This is a genomic window from Streptomyces sp. B6B3 (assembly GCF_039871525.1).
Classification (GTDB): domain Bacteria; phylum Actinomycetota; class Actinomycetes; order Streptomycetales; family Streptomycetaceae; genus Streptomyces.
This window is the reverse complement of the sequence record NZ_JBDPLU010000005.1, coordinates 27,666-42,196: the sequence shown is the minus strand read 5'-3', so window position 1 is coordinate 42,196 and position 14,531 is coordinate 27,666. Positions and strand designations below refer to the sequence as shown.

13 protein-coding genes are annotated in these 14,531 nt (G+C 73.7%); 10 read left to right on the top strand and 3 right to left on the bottom strand.

What is annotated here, in order from left to right; translation table 11 throughout:
• The first annotated feature begins 107 nt into the window (after positions 1-107).
• The 5 genes from ABGB06_RS12710 (at position 108) to ABGB06_RS12690 (ending at position 8,290) form a co-directional block, all read left to right on the top strand.
• A complete protein-coding gene (locus ABGB06_RS12710; RefSeq protein WP_347588476.1) occupies positions 108-2,024 on the top strand; it encodes a glycoside hydrolase in 1,917 nt (638 codons plus the stop codon).
• A gap of 18 nt (positions 2,025-2,042) precedes the next feature.
• On the top strand, positions 2,043-3,509 hold the full coding sequence (locus tag ABGB06_RS12705; RefSeq protein ID WP_347589148.1) for a glucoamylase family protein: 1,467 nt from the start codon (positions 2,043-2,045) through the stop codon (positions 3,507-3,509).
• Positions 3,510-3,890: 381 nt separating this feature from the next.
• Positions 3,891-4,166: a hypothetical protein gene (locus tag ABGB06_RS12700; RefSeq protein WP_347588474.1), complete on the top strand. Its 276-nt coding sequence runs from the start codon at positions 3,891-3,893 to the stop codon at positions 4,164-4,166.
• Positions 4,163-4,804, top strand: a complete 642-nt coding sequence (locus ABGB06_RS12695; protein WP_347588472.1) for a DNA polymerase ligase N-terminal domain-containing protein — start codon at positions 4,163-4,165, stop codon at positions 4,802-4,804. The genes ABGB06_RS12700 and ABGB06_RS12695 overlap by 4 nt, the downstream gene beginning before the upstream one ends.
• A gap of 183 nt (positions 4,805-4,987) precedes the next feature.
• Complete coding sequence (locus ABGB06_RS12690; protein ID WP_347588470.1) at positions 4,988-8,290, top strand: NACHT domain-containing protein; 3,303 nt, start codon at positions 4,988-4,990, stop codon at positions 8,288-8,290.
• A gap of 289 nt (positions 8,291-8,579) precedes the next feature.
• On the opposite strand, the gene ABGB06_RS12685 is transcribed toward ABGB06_RS12690, so the two are convergent.
• Both ABGB06_RS12685 and ABGB06_RS12680 read right to left on the bottom strand, forming a co-directional pair.
• On the bottom strand, positions 8,580-9,584 hold the full coding sequence (locus tag ABGB06_RS12685; RefSeq protein ID WP_347588468.1) for a sulfite exporter TauE/SafE family protein: 1,005 nt from the start codon (positions 9,582-9,584) through the stop codon (positions 8,580-8,582).
• Between the two features lie 141 nt (positions 9,585-9,725).
• Positions 9,726-10,184: an Rrf2 family transcriptional regulator gene (locus ABGB06_RS12680; RefSeq protein WP_347588466.1), complete on the bottom strand. Its 459-nt coding sequence runs from the start codon at positions 10,182-10,184 to the stop codon at positions 9,726-9,728.
• Between the two features lie 129 nt (positions 10,185-10,313).
• Here ABGB06_RS12680 and ABGB06_RS12675 point away from each other — a divergent pair, with 129 nt between their 5' ends.
• The 4 genes from ABGB06_RS12675 (at position 10,314) to ABGB06_RS12660 (ending at position 13,298) form a co-directional block, all read left to right on the top strand.
• On the top strand, positions 10,314-11,612 hold the full coding sequence (locus tag ABGB06_RS12675) for an acyltransferase family protein (RefSeq protein ID WP_347588464.1): 1,299 nt from the start codon (positions 10,314-10,316) through the stop codon (positions 11,610-11,612).
• 106 nt (positions 11,613-11,718) lie between these two features.
• Complete coding sequence (locus ABGB06_RS12670; RefSeq protein ID WP_347589146.1) at positions 11,719-12,597, top strand: class I SAM-dependent methyltransferase; 879 nt, start codon at positions 11,719-11,721, stop codon at positions 12,595-12,597.
• Positions 12,598-12,669: 72 nt separating this feature from the next.
• Positions 12,670-12,891 carry a type II toxin-antitoxin system VapB family antitoxin gene (locus ABGB06_RS12665; RefSeq protein ID WP_347588462.1) on the top strand — a complete coding sequence of 74 codons (222 nt, stop codon included), beginning with the start codon at positions 12,670-12,672 and terminating at the stop codon, positions 12,889-12,891.
• On the top strand, positions 12,888-13,298 hold the full coding sequence (locus tag ABGB06_RS12660; RefSeq protein ID WP_347588460.1) for a PIN domain-containing protein: 411 nt from the start codon (positions 12,888-12,890) through the stop codon (positions 13,296-13,298). Before ABGB06_RS12665 ends, ABGB06_RS12660 begins: the two co-directional genes overlap by 4 nt.
• A gap of 20 nt (positions 13,299-13,318) precedes the next feature.
• On the opposite strand, the gene ABGB06_RS12655 is transcribed toward ABGB06_RS12660, so the two are convergent.
• Positions 13,319-13,456 (bottom strand): hypothetical protein, encoded by a 138-nt coding sequence (locus ABGB06_RS12655; protein WP_347588458.1) that lies wholly within the window; start codon positions 13,454-13,456, stop codon positions 13,319-13,321.
• Between the two features lie 104 nt (positions 13,457-13,560).
• Between ABGB06_RS12655 and ABGB06_RS12650 the strand changes: the two genes are divergently transcribed.
• Positions 13,561-14,514 (top strand): hypothetical protein, encoded by a 954-nt coding sequence (locus ABGB06_RS12650; RefSeq protein ID WP_347588456.1) that lies wholly within the window; start codon positions 13,561-13,563, stop codon positions 14,512-14,514.
• The last annotated feature ends 17 nt before the right edge of the window (positions 14,515-14,531 follow it).

Sequence of the window (14,531 nt, the reverse complement as noted above, 5' to 3'; positions counted from 1 at the left end):
AGCCACGCGAGCCACCCGAGCCACCCGAGCCACCCGAGCCGTCCGAACACCGACCCCACCGCACCCGTCCGCCCCTTATGTAAGCGCATCCACTGAGAGGTCCCCCCATGACCACGACCGAGGACAACTCCGCACGCCGCGACTGGGAGGAGCGCGTCGGGCGGCCCAGCGACGCGCTCTCCGGGGCCGGCGGCGGGCTGCCGGCGCCGGCCGGGCTGCGGGCCGCGGACGGCACGGGGCACGTGCTGCTCGACTGGGAGCCGGTCGCGGGCGCGTTGGGCTACCTGGTGCACCGCGCCGACGCCCCCGAGGGCCCGTTCGAGCCGCTGGACCACCGCGGCGAGGACGTGCTCGCGGTGCCCCACCCGCCGTACGCCGACACGCTCGCCGAGCCCGGCCGCCGCCACTGGTACCGGGTGGCCTCGGTCGACGACGCGGGCCCGGGGCCGCTCGGCCCGGCGGCCCCGGTGGACGGCGTGCCTCTGGCCCGGCGGGCCGGCGCCGCGCCCGCCGGGGTGCGGATCGCCGTGGACGCGGCCGGCGAACCGGCCCGACTGCCCGGCGTGTGGCGGCGGATGATCGGCGCCGAGCACCTCTCGCTGCTGACGTTCGACCCGGCCCGGCAGCCGGTGCCGGGACACGACGTGGCCGCGGACTACGACCGCGCGTTGCGCATCGTCCGCGAGGAGATCGGCGTGCGCACGGTCCGCGCGCACGGCACGTTCCTGCCGGAGAACGTCACCGTGCGCCCCGACGGCGGGTTCGACTTCGCCGGCCTCGACGACGTCTACGACCGGCTGCTGGCCACCGGGCTCCGGCCGGTGGTCGAACTCTCCTTCATGCCGCGGGAGCTGGCCGCCGACCCCGACGCCACGGTCTTCCAGTTCCTGGCCGGCATCTCGCCGCCCGCCGACTGGGACCGCTGGGGCGAGCTGTGCCGGGCCCTCACCGTCCACCTCCGCGACCGGTACGGCGTCGACGAGGTCGCCACCTGGGAGTTCGAGGTGTGGAACGAGGCCAACCTGGAGGTCTTCTGGACCGGCAGCCAGCACGACTACCACCGGCTCTACGAGGTCGCCGCCCGCGCCGTGAAGGACGTGGACCCGCGGATCCGGGTCGGCGGCCCCTCCTCGGCCGCGGCCGCCTGGGTCGGCCCGCTGCTCGACCACTGCCGCGCGCACGACGTGCCCGTGGACTTCGTGTCCACCCACACCTACGGCAACGCGCCCCTCGACTTCCGCCCGCTCACCCGCGCCTTCGCCGAGGCCACCGGGCGTCCCGAGCCCGAGGTCCTGTGGACCGAATGGGGCACCACCCCGACCCACTTCCACCCGCGCGGCGTGCCCGACACGGCGTTCGCCGCGCCGTTCGTGCTGCGCGGCGTGACGGCGGCGCTCGACTCGGCGGACGCGCTGGCGTACTGGGTGGCCAGCGACTACTTCGAGGAGCTGGGCTGGCCGCCCCGGCTGTGCCACGGCGGTTTCGGCCTGCTGACCGTCGGGAACCTGCGCAAACCGGCGTTCTGGGCGTTCCACCTGCTCACCCGCCTCGCCGCGACCGGCCCCCGGGTGCCGGCCCAGGTGACCGGCGACGGCGCCGGCGGGCTGGTGCAGGCGCTGGCCACCCGCGCCGCGGACGGCGGAACGGTGGAACTGCTGGCCTGGAACGGCACGCTCGACCAGACGAAGACCGACGGCGACCCGGCGCTGGACCGCACCGTCGAGGTCACCGTGTCGGGACTGGCGCCGGGCGCCGGCTACGCCGTCACCTCGCGCCGGGTGGACCGCGGCCACGGCGACATCAGGGCCGTCTGGCACGGGCTGGGCGGGGCGGACCAGGACTGGCCGGACGAGCGGCAGTGGGAGAAGCTGCGCGCCGCCGACCAGTTGCCCGCGGAGCCGCTGCCCCGGGTGACCGCGGACCCGGACGGCACCGCCACGGTGACCTTCGACCTGCCGATGCCGGGCGTCCGCTCGCTGCGCCTCGGCCGGGTGCCGAGCAGCACGTCAGAACAGAGGAGCTGAGTCGCACCGATGAGACCGATCAAACGCCGTACCCTGCTCGCCGCCTCGACCGGCGCCGCCGGCGCCGCCGCGCTGGGCGGCCTCCCGGACACCGCGTGCGCCGCCCTCGGCGCCGCCGACGAGGGCCTGTTGAGGCGCTGGTTCGCCGACACCTACCGCTCGTTGACCGCCATGGTCACCGAGAGCGGCCTGCCGGCCGACACCATCGCGCTGACCGGCGACGGGCCGCCGGTCCGGTCGGCCAACACCTCGACCACCAACATCGGTTGCTGGCTGTGGTCCACGGTCGCCGCCGCCGGCCTCGGCGTGATCACCGAGCGCGAGCTGCACCGCCGGCTGGACGCCGCGCTGACCATGGTCGAACGGATGGAACGGATCCACGGCTTCTGGTTCAACTGGTACGACCCGGTCACCGGCGCCGTGCTCGACGAGTGGCCGGACAGCGGCGACCCGATCGAGCACCTGCTGTCCACCGTGGACAACGGCTGGCTGGACGTCGGGCTGCGGATCGCCGAGCACGCCGACCCGCTGCTGGCCGACCGGGTCCGCCGGCTGCGCGCCGACATGGACTGGTCCTTCTTCTACGAGCCGTTCGACCCGGCCGATCCGCAGGCGCACCCGGGCCAGATGCACGGCGGCTACCTGGTGGCGGACGGCGCCCTCACCCCGTTCTTCTACGGCGCGCTGAACTCCGAGACACGCATCGCCAGTTACCTCGGCATCGGCGACGGCACCGTGCCGCCCGAGCACTACTGGCACATGCTGCGCACCCAACCGCCCGGTGTCGAGCAGGAGATGCCGCCCGGCGGCGAATGGGTCACGGTGGACGGGGTGCGGATGTTCCGCGGCCACTACGTGTACCGCGACCGGCGGATCGTGCCGAGTTGGGGTGGCTCGATGTTCGAGGCGTTGCTGCCGCCGCTCTTCGTGCCCGAGGCCGACTGGTCGCCCCGCTCCTGGCGGGTCAACCACCGGCGCTTCCCGCTCTCCCACCGCGACCACGGGCTGCTGGACGCGGAGTACGGCTACTGGGGCTTCTCGCCGTGCAACATCCCCGAGGGCGGCTACCAGGAGTACGGCGTGCAGTGGCTCGGCATCTCCGCCACCGGGTACTGCTCCAACACCGACCGCACCTACGTCCCGCACGGCGCGCCGATGCCCGACCCGTCCGCGTACACCAACGGCGTGGTCACCCCGCACGCCTCGTTCCTCGCGCTGCCGCACACGCCCGGCATCGCCGTCGAGAACCTGCGCCGGATCGCCCGCGACTTCGACGCGTACGAGGACGGCATGGGCTTCTACGACTCCGTCAACGTCCGCACCGGGCACGTCAGCGACCGGATGCTCGCCCTCGACCAGGGCATGGTGGCCGCCGCGCTGGCCCAGGTGCTCCGTCCCGGGCTGCTGCAACGCCCGTTCCGCGAGGGCGGCTTCGCCCGTACCCTCCGCCCGCTGATCGCCCGGGAGGACTTCGGCGTTGCCTGACCCCGATCCGACGGCCCGGTGCCCACGATGCACGTGTACACCGCCGAGCCGCTCACTGAGCTCCCGACCGCGAGCGCCGGGCCGCACGCCGTAGACACCCGTGTCGAGTCGCGTTCCCCCACCGCGTCCCCCACCGCCGAAACGGATCATCGCGCATGACTTCGCGTCCGATCGCGTCCCCCGCGCTCCCCGTCTCGTTCCGGCTGCTGCACGCGTTCAACGTCACCCACTACCCCGAGTCGGCCACCGTGCGGGAGAACGGCCGGCCGCTGTTCGGCGGCGAGACGCTGCGGCTGCCGGTCCGCGGCGCCGCGACGCTGCCTCCCCCGGGCCTCGGGGCCCGGGAGGTACCACCATGGCCTGACCGTCGGCGGCCTCACCGTGGCCTACGCGACGGCGGAGATCGCCGCCGTCGGCGACGGCGAGGTGACGTTCCGGGCGCTGCCCGCCGTTCCCGGCGTGCCGGGCGGCGGCGCCGAGTCCGTGGTCGTCGTGGAGGGACCGGCCCGCTGTGCGGACACGCCTCGCCACGTCCGACGGCCGCACCACGATCCGCGCCGACCGGGCCGAGTTCACGGTTTGCCGGGGCTGAGCGGCGGCGCGCGCCGCGCCCACGGGTGGTCGCGCCCGCCCTCCGCTGTCACGCTGGAACGATGAACGCCAAGCGTGACCAGGACGGCGACCGCGACGACCGGGACCGGACGCTGGCGGAGTACCACCGCAGGCGCGACTTCTCCCGGACGGCGGAGCCCCGCGGCAGCGCCGGTGACCGCGGGCCGGAACCGCGGTTCGTGGTGCAGATCCACGACGCCACCCGGATGCACTTCGACTTCCGGCTGGAGGCGGACGGGGTGCTGAAGTCGTGGGCCGTGCCCAGGGGCCCGTCCACGGATCCGAACGACAAGCGGCTCGCCATGCCGACCGAGGACCACCCGTTGGAGTACCGGGAGTTCGAGGGCGTCATCGCGCCGGGCGAGTACGGCGCGGGCCCGGTGATCATCTGGGACGAGGGCACGTGGCGGCCGGAGCGCGACCGGCCGGTGGCGGAGTCGTTGCGCCGCGGGCACCTCTCGTTCCGGCTGAGAGGGAGGAAGCTGCGCGGCGGCTTCGCGCTGACCCGGTTCCGCGGCGACTCGCCGGGCGAGGAGGAGGCGTGGCTGCTGGTGAAGCGCTCCGACGCCGGCGCCTCCCACGAGGGCGCCGGCACCCCCGACCCGAACCGCGCCCGGTCCGCCCGCACCGGCCGCACCCTGCGCCAGGTCGCGGCCGAGGAGGACGAGAGCCACCCGGCCTAGCTTGGCGGGCACGTCGGGCACGTCGGGCACGTCGGGCACGTCGGGCACGTCGGCTCCGGAGCGAGTCCGGGCCTCACCCGAACGGCGGCCGCCCGAGTGCCGCGTCGTGCCCCCGGCCGCACACTCCCGGTGAGGCTCCACACCCGAGAGCACCGGCGAGGAGGCGGAGGAGGCGACGCGCAGATGAGCAGGCCGCGCCCACCCCGGCTGCCGCGCCGGAGCCCGTTCCGGCGCGGACCAGCGCCCGCGACCGATCCGGCGAGCGGGGTGAGTTCCCGGGGCTGGTGGCGGGGCCGGCCGCATTCCCACCGGCAGCTCGCGCTGGTGGTCGCCGGCTGCGCGCTCTACCTCGCCATCTTCGTCGTCGCCGTGGTCGGTCTGCTGGACTCCGACGTCCGGTGGTTGTTCGACTACGGCGGCGGGGCCGGAGACACCGTGCGGAGCGTCCTGATGTGGCCGCTCACCCTCGCGGTGGTGGCCGGCCTGTTCCTGCTCTGGCGCTACCACCGGGTCTGGGGCCCGTACCGCGCCGCCGCCCAGCGCGCGCCCCGCGACCTGGTCGCCACCGCCGGCAGTGTCAGCGGTGAGGTCGTGGGGCGCGACGAGCTGTGCGAGGCGCTGATCCGGGACCTGGACGTGGTGGGGTGCGCCAGCCGCACGCATGTGGTGGTGGGCCGCATGGGGTCGGGCAAGACCGCGTTGCTGGTGCTGATGACCCAGCGGCTGGCCGAGCTGCACGCGGTGCCCGTGCCGGTGCGGCTGCGCGACGCCCGGGACCGGCTGGACTTCTGCGAGCTGGGCTTCGAGCGTTTCCTGGAGGAGGTCAGTGCCTCCGTCGCCTCCCGGGTGGAGGCGGAGAAGGTGTGGCGCCGGCTGCTCCAGGAGCGTCGGGTGGTGATCCTCGCCGACGGTCTGGAGGAGGCGCTGCTGGGCGAGGACCGCGCCTCGGAGCGGGACAATCTCATCCGGCGCGCCATCCGCACCGCCAACCAGCAGGATCTGCCGCTGGTCATCGCGTCCCGCCCGCACGATCCGCTGCGCGGGATGGAGGCCACCGTCAGCGAGCTGGAGCCGCTCAGCGAGGAGGCGGCGCTCCGGTACGTGTCCAGCGGCGGCGGATGGAGCGCCAACAAGGGCACCGTCGACTGGATCGTGCAGACCGCCGACTTCCCCGAGGCTCCGCTGTACCTCCAGCTCGCCCGGCAGTTGCACGGCGCCGAGCTGCTGGAGCACTCCTCGGCGCAGCAGGCGGGGGAGTTGCCCGACGTCCGCGGCCTGGACCGGGCCGGGCTGCGGCTGCACCTCTTCGACACGTGGGCGGAGAGCCTCGTCAACGGCCACCTCTACCCGTGGGTCTCGCTGGGCGCGGCGGAACGGGGCGCCACCCTCGACTACCTGTCGGCGCTGGCGCTGGTGGGCCTGGGCTGCAACTCCGTCGAGGTGGCCTTCACCGACCTGCTGGGCACGCCGGACGGCGGCGCCCCGCCGCACCCGGAGGTCGTCGAGGAGCTGGCCCGGCGGATGGCGCTGTACCGGCGCAGCGCCTACTGCGACGGGTACATGGCGGCCACCTGGGGGCAGCAGCTCGGCATCGTCGAGGCGTACGGCGACCGGGTGCGCTTCCGGCACAGTCTGATGCAGTCCTACCTGGGCTCCCGCCTGCTGCCCACCGTTCTGACCGAGGACGGGGACGGTGCGGGCTTCCTCGCCGCGGCGCTGCGTGAGCCGGGCCGGGAGATGCTCTCGGCCCTGGTGCTGTACTCCCGGTCGCGCGCCGGCCGATGTACCCACACCGGGACGGGCGACGCGGAGTCCTGGTGTCCGGTGCGGCTCTCGCGGGACCTGTTGCTGGCGGCCGTGGACGATTCCGCGCACGGCCCGCCGCCCGCCGCCAGGAACCGCCGGCCCACGTTCAAGGACGCGGAGGCGCGGGCCCTGGCGTTGCCCCGGGCCGGCGCGGAGGTGCTCGACCTCTACGCGGCGGCCATCGAGGTGGACGCGGCCGCGCGGGAGGTGGCGCTGGACCGGATGGCCGGGAACCTCGCGGACCTGTGGGGACACCTGCGCGACCGTGACCCGGAGGCGCTGGACGAGGCGAAGATCTCGCTGGTGCGAACGCTGGGCGCCGCCGTCAGGGAGCTGGCCCGGAGGAACGACCTGGGCCGCGACCAGGGCCGGCGGCTCGCCGCCCCCAGCTGCGGGATCCGGACGCTGGAACGGGTCTACCGGGCGCTTTTCCGGATGGCCGTCGAGGAGCCGTCGTACGAGGTCAGGCTCGCGTTGGCGCTGCAGATCGGCATCGGCGGGGACGCCGCCTTCGCGGCGCTGCGCAAGCGCCTCGCCGATCCGACGTCCCCGCCGGCGAACGACACCGCCGGCTCGTACGGCACGGATGGCGAGGCCGACGCGGAGCGGGTCTGGCGGGAGCGGACGCTGTGCGCGTGGCTGCTGCCGCTGCTGGCCGGCTCCGCCACCGGCCGGGACGGCGGCGAGTCCCCGCTGGGCTGCCTGCACCACTGGCTGACGGCCGTCGGCGAGGAGCGGCCGCCGGACACGGCGCCGCTGAGCCTGCCCGTGGAGATGGCGCTGGCCCAGGGCTTCAAACTGGCCGCCAACCGGCGGCACCGGCATCCGTGCGCCCGGGGGCCGCGCACGGCGCTGGCCGACCACGCGTGGGAGATGATGCGCCGAACCCGGTTCTGGTACAGCCGGCTGACGCTGCTGCACGCCCGCACGCTGTGGGAGCTGCCCGACGACGTCTCCCGGCCGTCCACCTCGGCCGCCGGCGATCCGGACGAACTCGTCCGGCAGTGGTTGACCTCGCCAGGCGGCGAGCCGGAGCGGCACCCCTTCCTGCTCGCCGGCGCCCGGCTGGCCGCCGAGGCGCTGCGCACCCGGCGGCCCGAACGGTATCTGTGGACCGACGAGAGCCTGGTGGTCGCGCAGATCGGCTCCCGGGACACCGCGCAGGGCGAGCCGCGCAAGCACAACCAGTGGATCCCGTACTCGATCGGCTGGAGCGCGCTGGTGCCCGCCGCGCAGCAACTGATCGCCGACGTCCTGCTGCTGCTGAACCTCGCGGAGCAGAGCGGCCACGTCGCCGACCGGGTGCAGCACCTCGGGCGCACCGACCGGCCGCGGTCGCCCTACCTGCCGCCCTGCTTCACCGAGGACCGGTCCCCGCTGCGCCCGGAGCTGACCGGGGCCGACGACGCCCGGGCCGCCGGCGGGAGCGCCAGCTGCGGCTGTCCCTTCGAGCTGTGCCCGTACCCGCCGCGGACCCGGACCAGCGTCCGGGCGGACTTCAGCGAGATGTTCTGTCGCCGGCAGATGAGCCTGCTGCGCCCGACGGGCAGGTTCCGGCGGAAGCGGCAGGCGCCCTGGCAGCGTGACATCGACGCGGAGCGGCTCGCCGGCTTCTGGGAGCGCATGGGCGACCGCTCCCGGCAGGGCAGCGCGGACGACCCGCCGCCCGGTCGGCGTTGACCGAGTCCGTGACGGAGCGGGGGACCGCGGGCCCGTGACAGGCCGACGGGCCGGTGCGCTCCGCCTTACCGCACCGACCCGTCGGCTCGCTCGCCACCGGCGTTCTCCCGGCGACGCCGTGGGATGGGAGACCGGCGGGCCTTTCCGCGTCACCGCGCCCCGCTCGGCGCCGTGACGGTCGGGCCCCCTGCGGCCGGCCCGCCGCCGGCGAGGCATGTGGTGCTGTCCCGCCGGCCCCCGGGCCCCTCGGGCCCGGGGGGTGTCCCCTCCCGCGGCGTCGCTCCCCTGGTTACGCCGTGGGAGCGGTCTCGCGGTGCCGTTCGCCCTCGTCGTCGTCGTTTCCGGCGACGGCCACGGAGCCGGACCCGGCACCCTTCGCGGCGCCCGTGGCGGCGAGCTCCTCCGCCACCGGTTCCGCCTGCGCCGCCCGGGTGAGCCGCAGGTGCTCGCGGATGCTGTAGGCGAGCGCGGCGCCCCACAGCAGGTACAGCAGCACGTAGACGATCCAGCAGGTGGTGTCGCTCGCGTCGATCCAGTCGCCGCGCAGCAGCGTCCGCGCGTTGGTGATGATGATGATCCCGCCCACCGCCGAGCCCAGCACGCGGGGCGGCACGTGGCGCACCAGCCAGGCCGCGATGGGCGCGGCGATCATGCCACCGATGAGCAGCGCGACGACCCAGCTGGCCTTGATGCCCTCGTCGCTCAGGCCCCACAGGAAGCCGAGGCTGGCGGCGACCGCCACCAGGAACTCGCTGGTGTCGACCGAGCCGATCACCCGGCGCGGCTCCATCCGGCCGCTGGCCAGGATCGCCGGCGTGCCGACCGGCCCCCAGCCGCCGCCGCCGGTGGCGTCCACGAAGCCCGCCACCAGGCCGAGCGGGGTGAGGAAACGCTTCCGCAGCGGCTTGCCGAGGTTCGTCGTCGGCAGTCCGGCGAGCGTGAAGCGGGTGAAGACGTAGATGCCGAGGCTGAGCAGGATCAGGGCCATCAGCGGCTCGGCCGCCTCGGTGGAGAGGTTGGACAGCACGCTCGCGCCGATGAACGCGCCGACCGCGCCGGGCACGCCGATCTTGGCCACCACCCGCCAGTCGACGTTGCCGAACCGCCAGTGCGAGGCGCCGGAGACCAGCGTGGTGCCTATCTCCGCGAGGTGGACCGTTGCCGAGGCCGCCGCCGGGTTGGTGCCCACGGCGAGCAGCAGGGTCGTCGAGGTGACCCCGTATGCCATGCCCAGGCTGCCGTCGACCAGCTGGGCGCCCAGGCCGGCGAGGGCAAGCAGGATGAGCGTTCTCATGTGCACCACCTGTGGAGCCGATGACTGTCTTCCCGACGTTTCCCAGCGAATTTATAGGAAAATAGGCCGGGCGTCACCGGGGGGCGGCGCGAAATCTGCGTGGGCTCGGTCACCCGTTCGGCGCCGGCCCGGCGTGTCCCCCTACGGGTTCGTCCAGGCTTCCGGTGGTTCGACCAGGTTGGCCACCACGCTGGGCAGCTTGGCCGCGGCCACGTCGGCGAGCGTCACCTCGCCGAGGATCCGCCGGACGTTGGCCCGCACGGCGATCCACATCGGCTGCAACGATTCGGCAGGGCCCGTGTAGGACAGCTCGGGCGGCCGCTCGCCGCGCACCGAGACGAGCGGGCCGTCCACGGCCCGGATCACGTCGGCGATGCTGATCTTCTCCGGCGGCGCGGCCAGCCGGTATCCGCCGTTGCCACCGCGCTGGCTGACGACGATGCGGCCGCGCCGCATGTCGTTGAGGATGGACTCAAGGAACTTGTGTGGGATGCCTTGGGCCTCGGCGATCGCCTCGGCCTTGACCGGGTCGCCGTCCCGTGCGGCCGCCAGTTCGAGTGCGGCACGCACGGCGTAATCTGCTCTAGCCGAGACACGCATGTGACCATTATCCGCCACGCCGTGCGGATACCCTCTCCCCCCCGTTCGTACCTCTTCTATCTCACCTGTACCCTAGTTTTCCTATCGATAAGCTAGGGATTTCGCGATGGGCTAGCAAGGGGACGGAACATGGCGAGCACCACCCGAGGTCCGAGGGGTTCCCGCCCCGCGGGCGCACCCCAGCACCGCAGGTCCGCGCGTCCGGCGCCGGCCGGCACCCCGGCGCCGGGCGTGTCGGCGGTCCTCGCGAAACCCGACCGGCGCCCGGATCGCGAGCCGGGGTCCACCGGCGCGGGCGAGCAGGGGGCACGGCGCCGGCCCCGGCTGTACGTGCTCGACGGGCTCCGGCTGGTCGCGGCCCTGATGGTCGCCGCCCACCACTACGTCGGCACGTACCGGGTCAACAAGCCGAACACCTCGCCATGGGGCCGCCCGGTCGAGGAGATCTTCCCCAACGTCTTCCCGGTCGCCGCCTACGGGTGGATCGGCGTCGAGTTCTTCTTCGTCATCAGCGGCTTCGTCATCTGCATGTCCTGCTGGGGCAAGCGCCCGCGGGACTTCTTCGTCTCCCGGGTGGTCCGCCTCTACCCCGCCTACTGGTTCGCGGTGCTGCTCACCACGGCCGTCCTCACGATCTGGCCGATGGTGCGGCCCCCGCTGCGGCACGGCGAGATGCTGCTCAACCTCTCGATGCTCAACGAGGGCTTCGGCGTGCGCGGCGTGGACGGCGTCTACTGGACCCTCTGGTCCGAACTCCGCTTCTACCTGCTCTTCCTGCTGCTGATGGCCACCGGGCTGACCTACCGCAAGGTCGTCCTCTTCTGCTGCGGCTGGGGCCTCGCCGCCGCGGTCGCGGCCGAGGCGGACTCCGAACTGCTGACCCTGGTCGCCAACCCGTCGGGCGCGCCGTTCTTCATCGCCGGCCTGGTCCTCTACCTGATGCACCGCTTCGGGCCCGACCTGATGCTGTGGGGCATGCTCGGCATGACCTGGCTACTCGGCCAGTACCAGCTCATCGACCGGGTCGCGTACGAGAGCGTCTCCTCCTGGAAGGGCGCCACGCTGCTCTTCACCGCGTTCCTCGCGCTGATGGTGGCGATCGCGCTGGGCCGGCTGAACGGCCGCGCCACCCGGAGCCCAGAGGCCGGCGCCTCGGGACGGAAGGAGCGCGGGTCGCGGGGCAGGTGGCTGGTGTTCGCCGGCTCGTTGACCTACCCCTTCTACCTGATCCACTACGCGATCGGGCTGACCGCCATCCAGCTGCTGCACGACGACGTGGACCCGCGGCTGCTGGTGCTCGCCCTGTTCGCGGCCGGACTCACCGGGGCGTGGCTGATCCACCGCCTGATCGAACGGCCGGTCTCCCGCCTCCTGCGCACCCGCCTCAACGAGTCGCTCGACCGCATGAGAACCCTGCGCGAGGCGTAGCGCGCCCGCGCGACCTCGGAGAAATCCATGCGGCACGCCTGATCACGTCGTGGCATCCTCGGGCCTCCGGATTCGAGACGTGGCGAATGAGAGGCGGGTGCCGGCGGTGGTTGAGGGCTGGGAGTGGGACGACACCCTGTTCGCCGGCTCTGCCGGGTACTACCGCCGGGGGCGGCTGCCGTACGCGCCGGGGCTCGCGGAGACGCTGGCCGGGGCGCTGCGGCTCGACGGGCGCGGACGGCTGCTCGACGTGGGCTGCGGCCCCGGCATCCTCGCCCTGGACCTGGCGCATCTCTTCCACGAGGTCGTCGGCGTGGATCCGGACGCCGGGATGATCGCCGAGGCCGGGCGCCAGGCCGCGGCGGCCGGAGTGGCTGGGAAGACCCGGTGGGTCCGGGCGCGCGCCGAGGAACTTTCCGCGGATCTCGGCTCGTTCACGGTGGCGACCTTCGGCCAGTCCTTCCACTGGATGGACCGCGACCTGGTGGCCGCGACCGTCCGGGACCTGCTGCGGCCCGGCGGCGCGCTGGTGCACGTCTCGGACCTGAGGACCGAACCCCGCGGTGTCGACGACCTGCCGCATCCCCCGGCGCCCCAGGCGGCCATCGACGATCTGGTGAGGGACTACCTGGGCCCGGTGCGGCGAGCCGGCCGCGGCGTGCTGAGCCGGGGCACGCCCGACGGCGAGGCGACGATCCTCGCCCGGGCCGGCTACCTGGGCCCCGAGCGCCTCGTCGTGCCCGGCGGCCAGGCGCTGGAACGCGACGTCGACGACGTCGTCGCGGGCGTGTACTCGATGTCGTTCTCGGCCCCGCACCTCTTCGGCCCACGCCGCGAGAAGTTCGAGGCGGACCTGCGCCACCTGCTGCACGAAGCCTCCCCCACGGCCCGCTTCTCCGCCCGCCAACCCGCCACCGAGATCTTCCTCTGGCACACGCCGCCGCCCCTCGGGCGGCGGGACGCCCTCCCCGTCGAACCTGCCTGAGCTGCGGAGAAGGCGTACGATGTTGGTCGCGTATATTTTTATGTATGTCGCCAACATGACGGGAGGCTCGGTATGTCTGTCACGCAGATCGATATCGACGACGACGCTCTGCAGCGAGCCATGGCCCTGTCCAAGGTGAGGACCAAGAAGGAAGCGGTCAACCTCGCCCTCAACTTCTACGCGGAGCAGCAGGAGCGCGCCGCCCGCATCACGCGCCACTTCGAGAGGGCGCGTGCCTGGGGTGCCGTCGAGGACGCCGAGGCGCTGCATCAGGCGGAGAAGCGCGTCCAGTGATGTACCTGCTCGACACGTCGGGCCTCGTCCGGCTGTTGCGCGAGCCGAAGTTGCAGTCGGCCTGGTACGACGCGATCAACGCGGGCGCCATCGCGTCGTGCTACCCGCAGCGCGCGGAGTTCCTGTACAGCGCGCGGACCGGCCGAGAGTACGACGAGATCGCGGAGATGTTCGCCGACCTCTACCCCGACGTCGCGGTGCCGAAGGGCGCGGGGCGTTGGGTGGGGGCGGTACAGCACCGTATGGCCCAGGCCGGTGAGCATCGCGGCGCCTCGCCCGTGGACCTGATGATCGCCGCCACCGCCGCGCATCACGGCCTGGTGGTCCTGCACGACGACGCCGACTACCGCACCGTCGCCCGGCACGCCCAGGACCTGGGCGAGCACAGCGTTCACGACGTCGCCTGACGGGATCGACCGCGTGTGCGTCAGCGGGGCACGGGCTTCCCTTCGTCGGCCTCGGGGCGGGCCCTCGACGCGGTCAGGCCGTCGGGGTCCGGCTGGGCCACTGCCACCCCCGCCGCCTCCGCGACGCGACGGCCCTCGGCGACGGTCAGCCCCACCACGTCGGGAACGACGGCGGAGTCGTCCCCTGGTTTCCGCTCATGCCCTCAGCGTTCCCGTTCTCGGCCGCTTGACTTATACCCCCTAGGGGTATGTAATGCAGAGCATGAGAACTCTTCACAAGGTCGGCGCCTTCGGTGCCTGCCTCGCGCTCACTCTCGGTGCGGCCTACGGCGTGGGGAACGCCGTCGGGCCCGTGGACGCGGAGCCCGAGGCGGCTCCGCACGACAGTCACGCCGCCCAGGACGACGGCGCCGCCGGCGACGGCGGTGGCGGTGGGCACGGCGGACACGGCGGTGGCGGCGGTGGCGGCGCCGAGTCGTCCGGGGCGGCGCCCGCCGGGCTCCAGGTCACGGAGCGTGGCTACACGCTGCACCCGATGCTGACGGAGACGCCCGTGGCCGGCGAGGAGACCGACTTCGCCTTCCACATCCTCGGCCCGGACGGCCAGCCCGTCACCGGCTACCAGGAGAACCACGAGAAGGACCTGCACCTGATCGTGGTGCGCCGGGACCAGAGCGGCTACCAGCACGTCCACCCCACCCTCGGCGCCGACGGCCTCTGGACCGTGCCGCTGACCTTCGCCAGCGGCGGCGACCACCGCGTTTTCGCCGACTTCACCCCGGCCGGCGACCCCGAAGGACAGCTGACCCTGGGCGTGGACGTGGCGGTCGAGGGCCCATACCAGCCGGCCCCGCAGCCGGAGCACGCGGCGACGGCGACCGTGGACGGCTACACGGTCACCCTCGACGGCGAGCTCACCGCCGGCGGGGACAGCGAGTTGACGCTGTCCGTCAGCCGCGACGGCCGGCCGGTCACCGACCTCCAGCCGTACCTGGGCGCCTACGGCCACCTGGTGGTGCTGCGCGCCGGCGACCTGGCCTATCTGCACGTCCACCCCGAGGGCGAGCCGGGCGACGGCGAGACGCCGTCCGGGCCCGGCATCACCTTCCACACCGAGGCGCCCAGTGACGGCAGCTACCGCCTCTACCTGGACTTCCGGCACGACGGCGCGGTGCACACCGCCGAGTTCACCGTCACCGCCGGACACGACCACTAGCACCGACCGGCCCCACG

Coding starts and splice junctions, on each gene's coding strand:
- ABGB06_RS12675 (WP_347588464.1), top strand. CDS start 10,314: ATGGCGAGCACCACCCGAGGTCCGAGGGGTTCCCGCCCCGCGGGCGCA.
- ABGB06_RS12690 (WP_347588470.1), top strand. CDS start 4,988: ATGAGCAGGCCGCGCCCACCCCGGCTGCCGCGCCGGAGCCCGTTCCGG.
- ABGB06_RS12680 (WP_347588466.1), bottom strand. CDS start 10,184: ATGCGTGTCTCGGCTAGAGCAGATTACGCCGTGCGTGCCGCACTCGAA.
- ABGB06_RS12650 (WP_347588456.1), top strand. CDS start 13,561: ATGAGAACTCTTCACAAGGTCGGCGCCTTCGGTGCCTGCCTCGCGCTC.
- ABGB06_RS12710 (WP_347588476.1), top strand. CDS start 108: ATGACCACGACCGAGGACAACTCCGCACGCCGCGACTGGGAGGAGCGC.
- ABGB06_RS12695 (WP_347588472.1), top strand. CDS start 4,163: ATGAACGCCAAGCGTGACCAGGACGGCGACCGCGACGACCGGGACCGG.
- ABGB06_RS12685 (WP_347588468.1), bottom strand. CDS start 9,584: ATGAGAACGCTCATCCTGCTTGCCCTCGCCGGCCTGGGCGCCCAGCTG.
- ABGB06_RS12665 (WP_347588462.1), top strand. CDS start 12,670: ATGTCTGTCACGCAGATCGATATCGACGACGACGCTCTGCAGCGAGCC.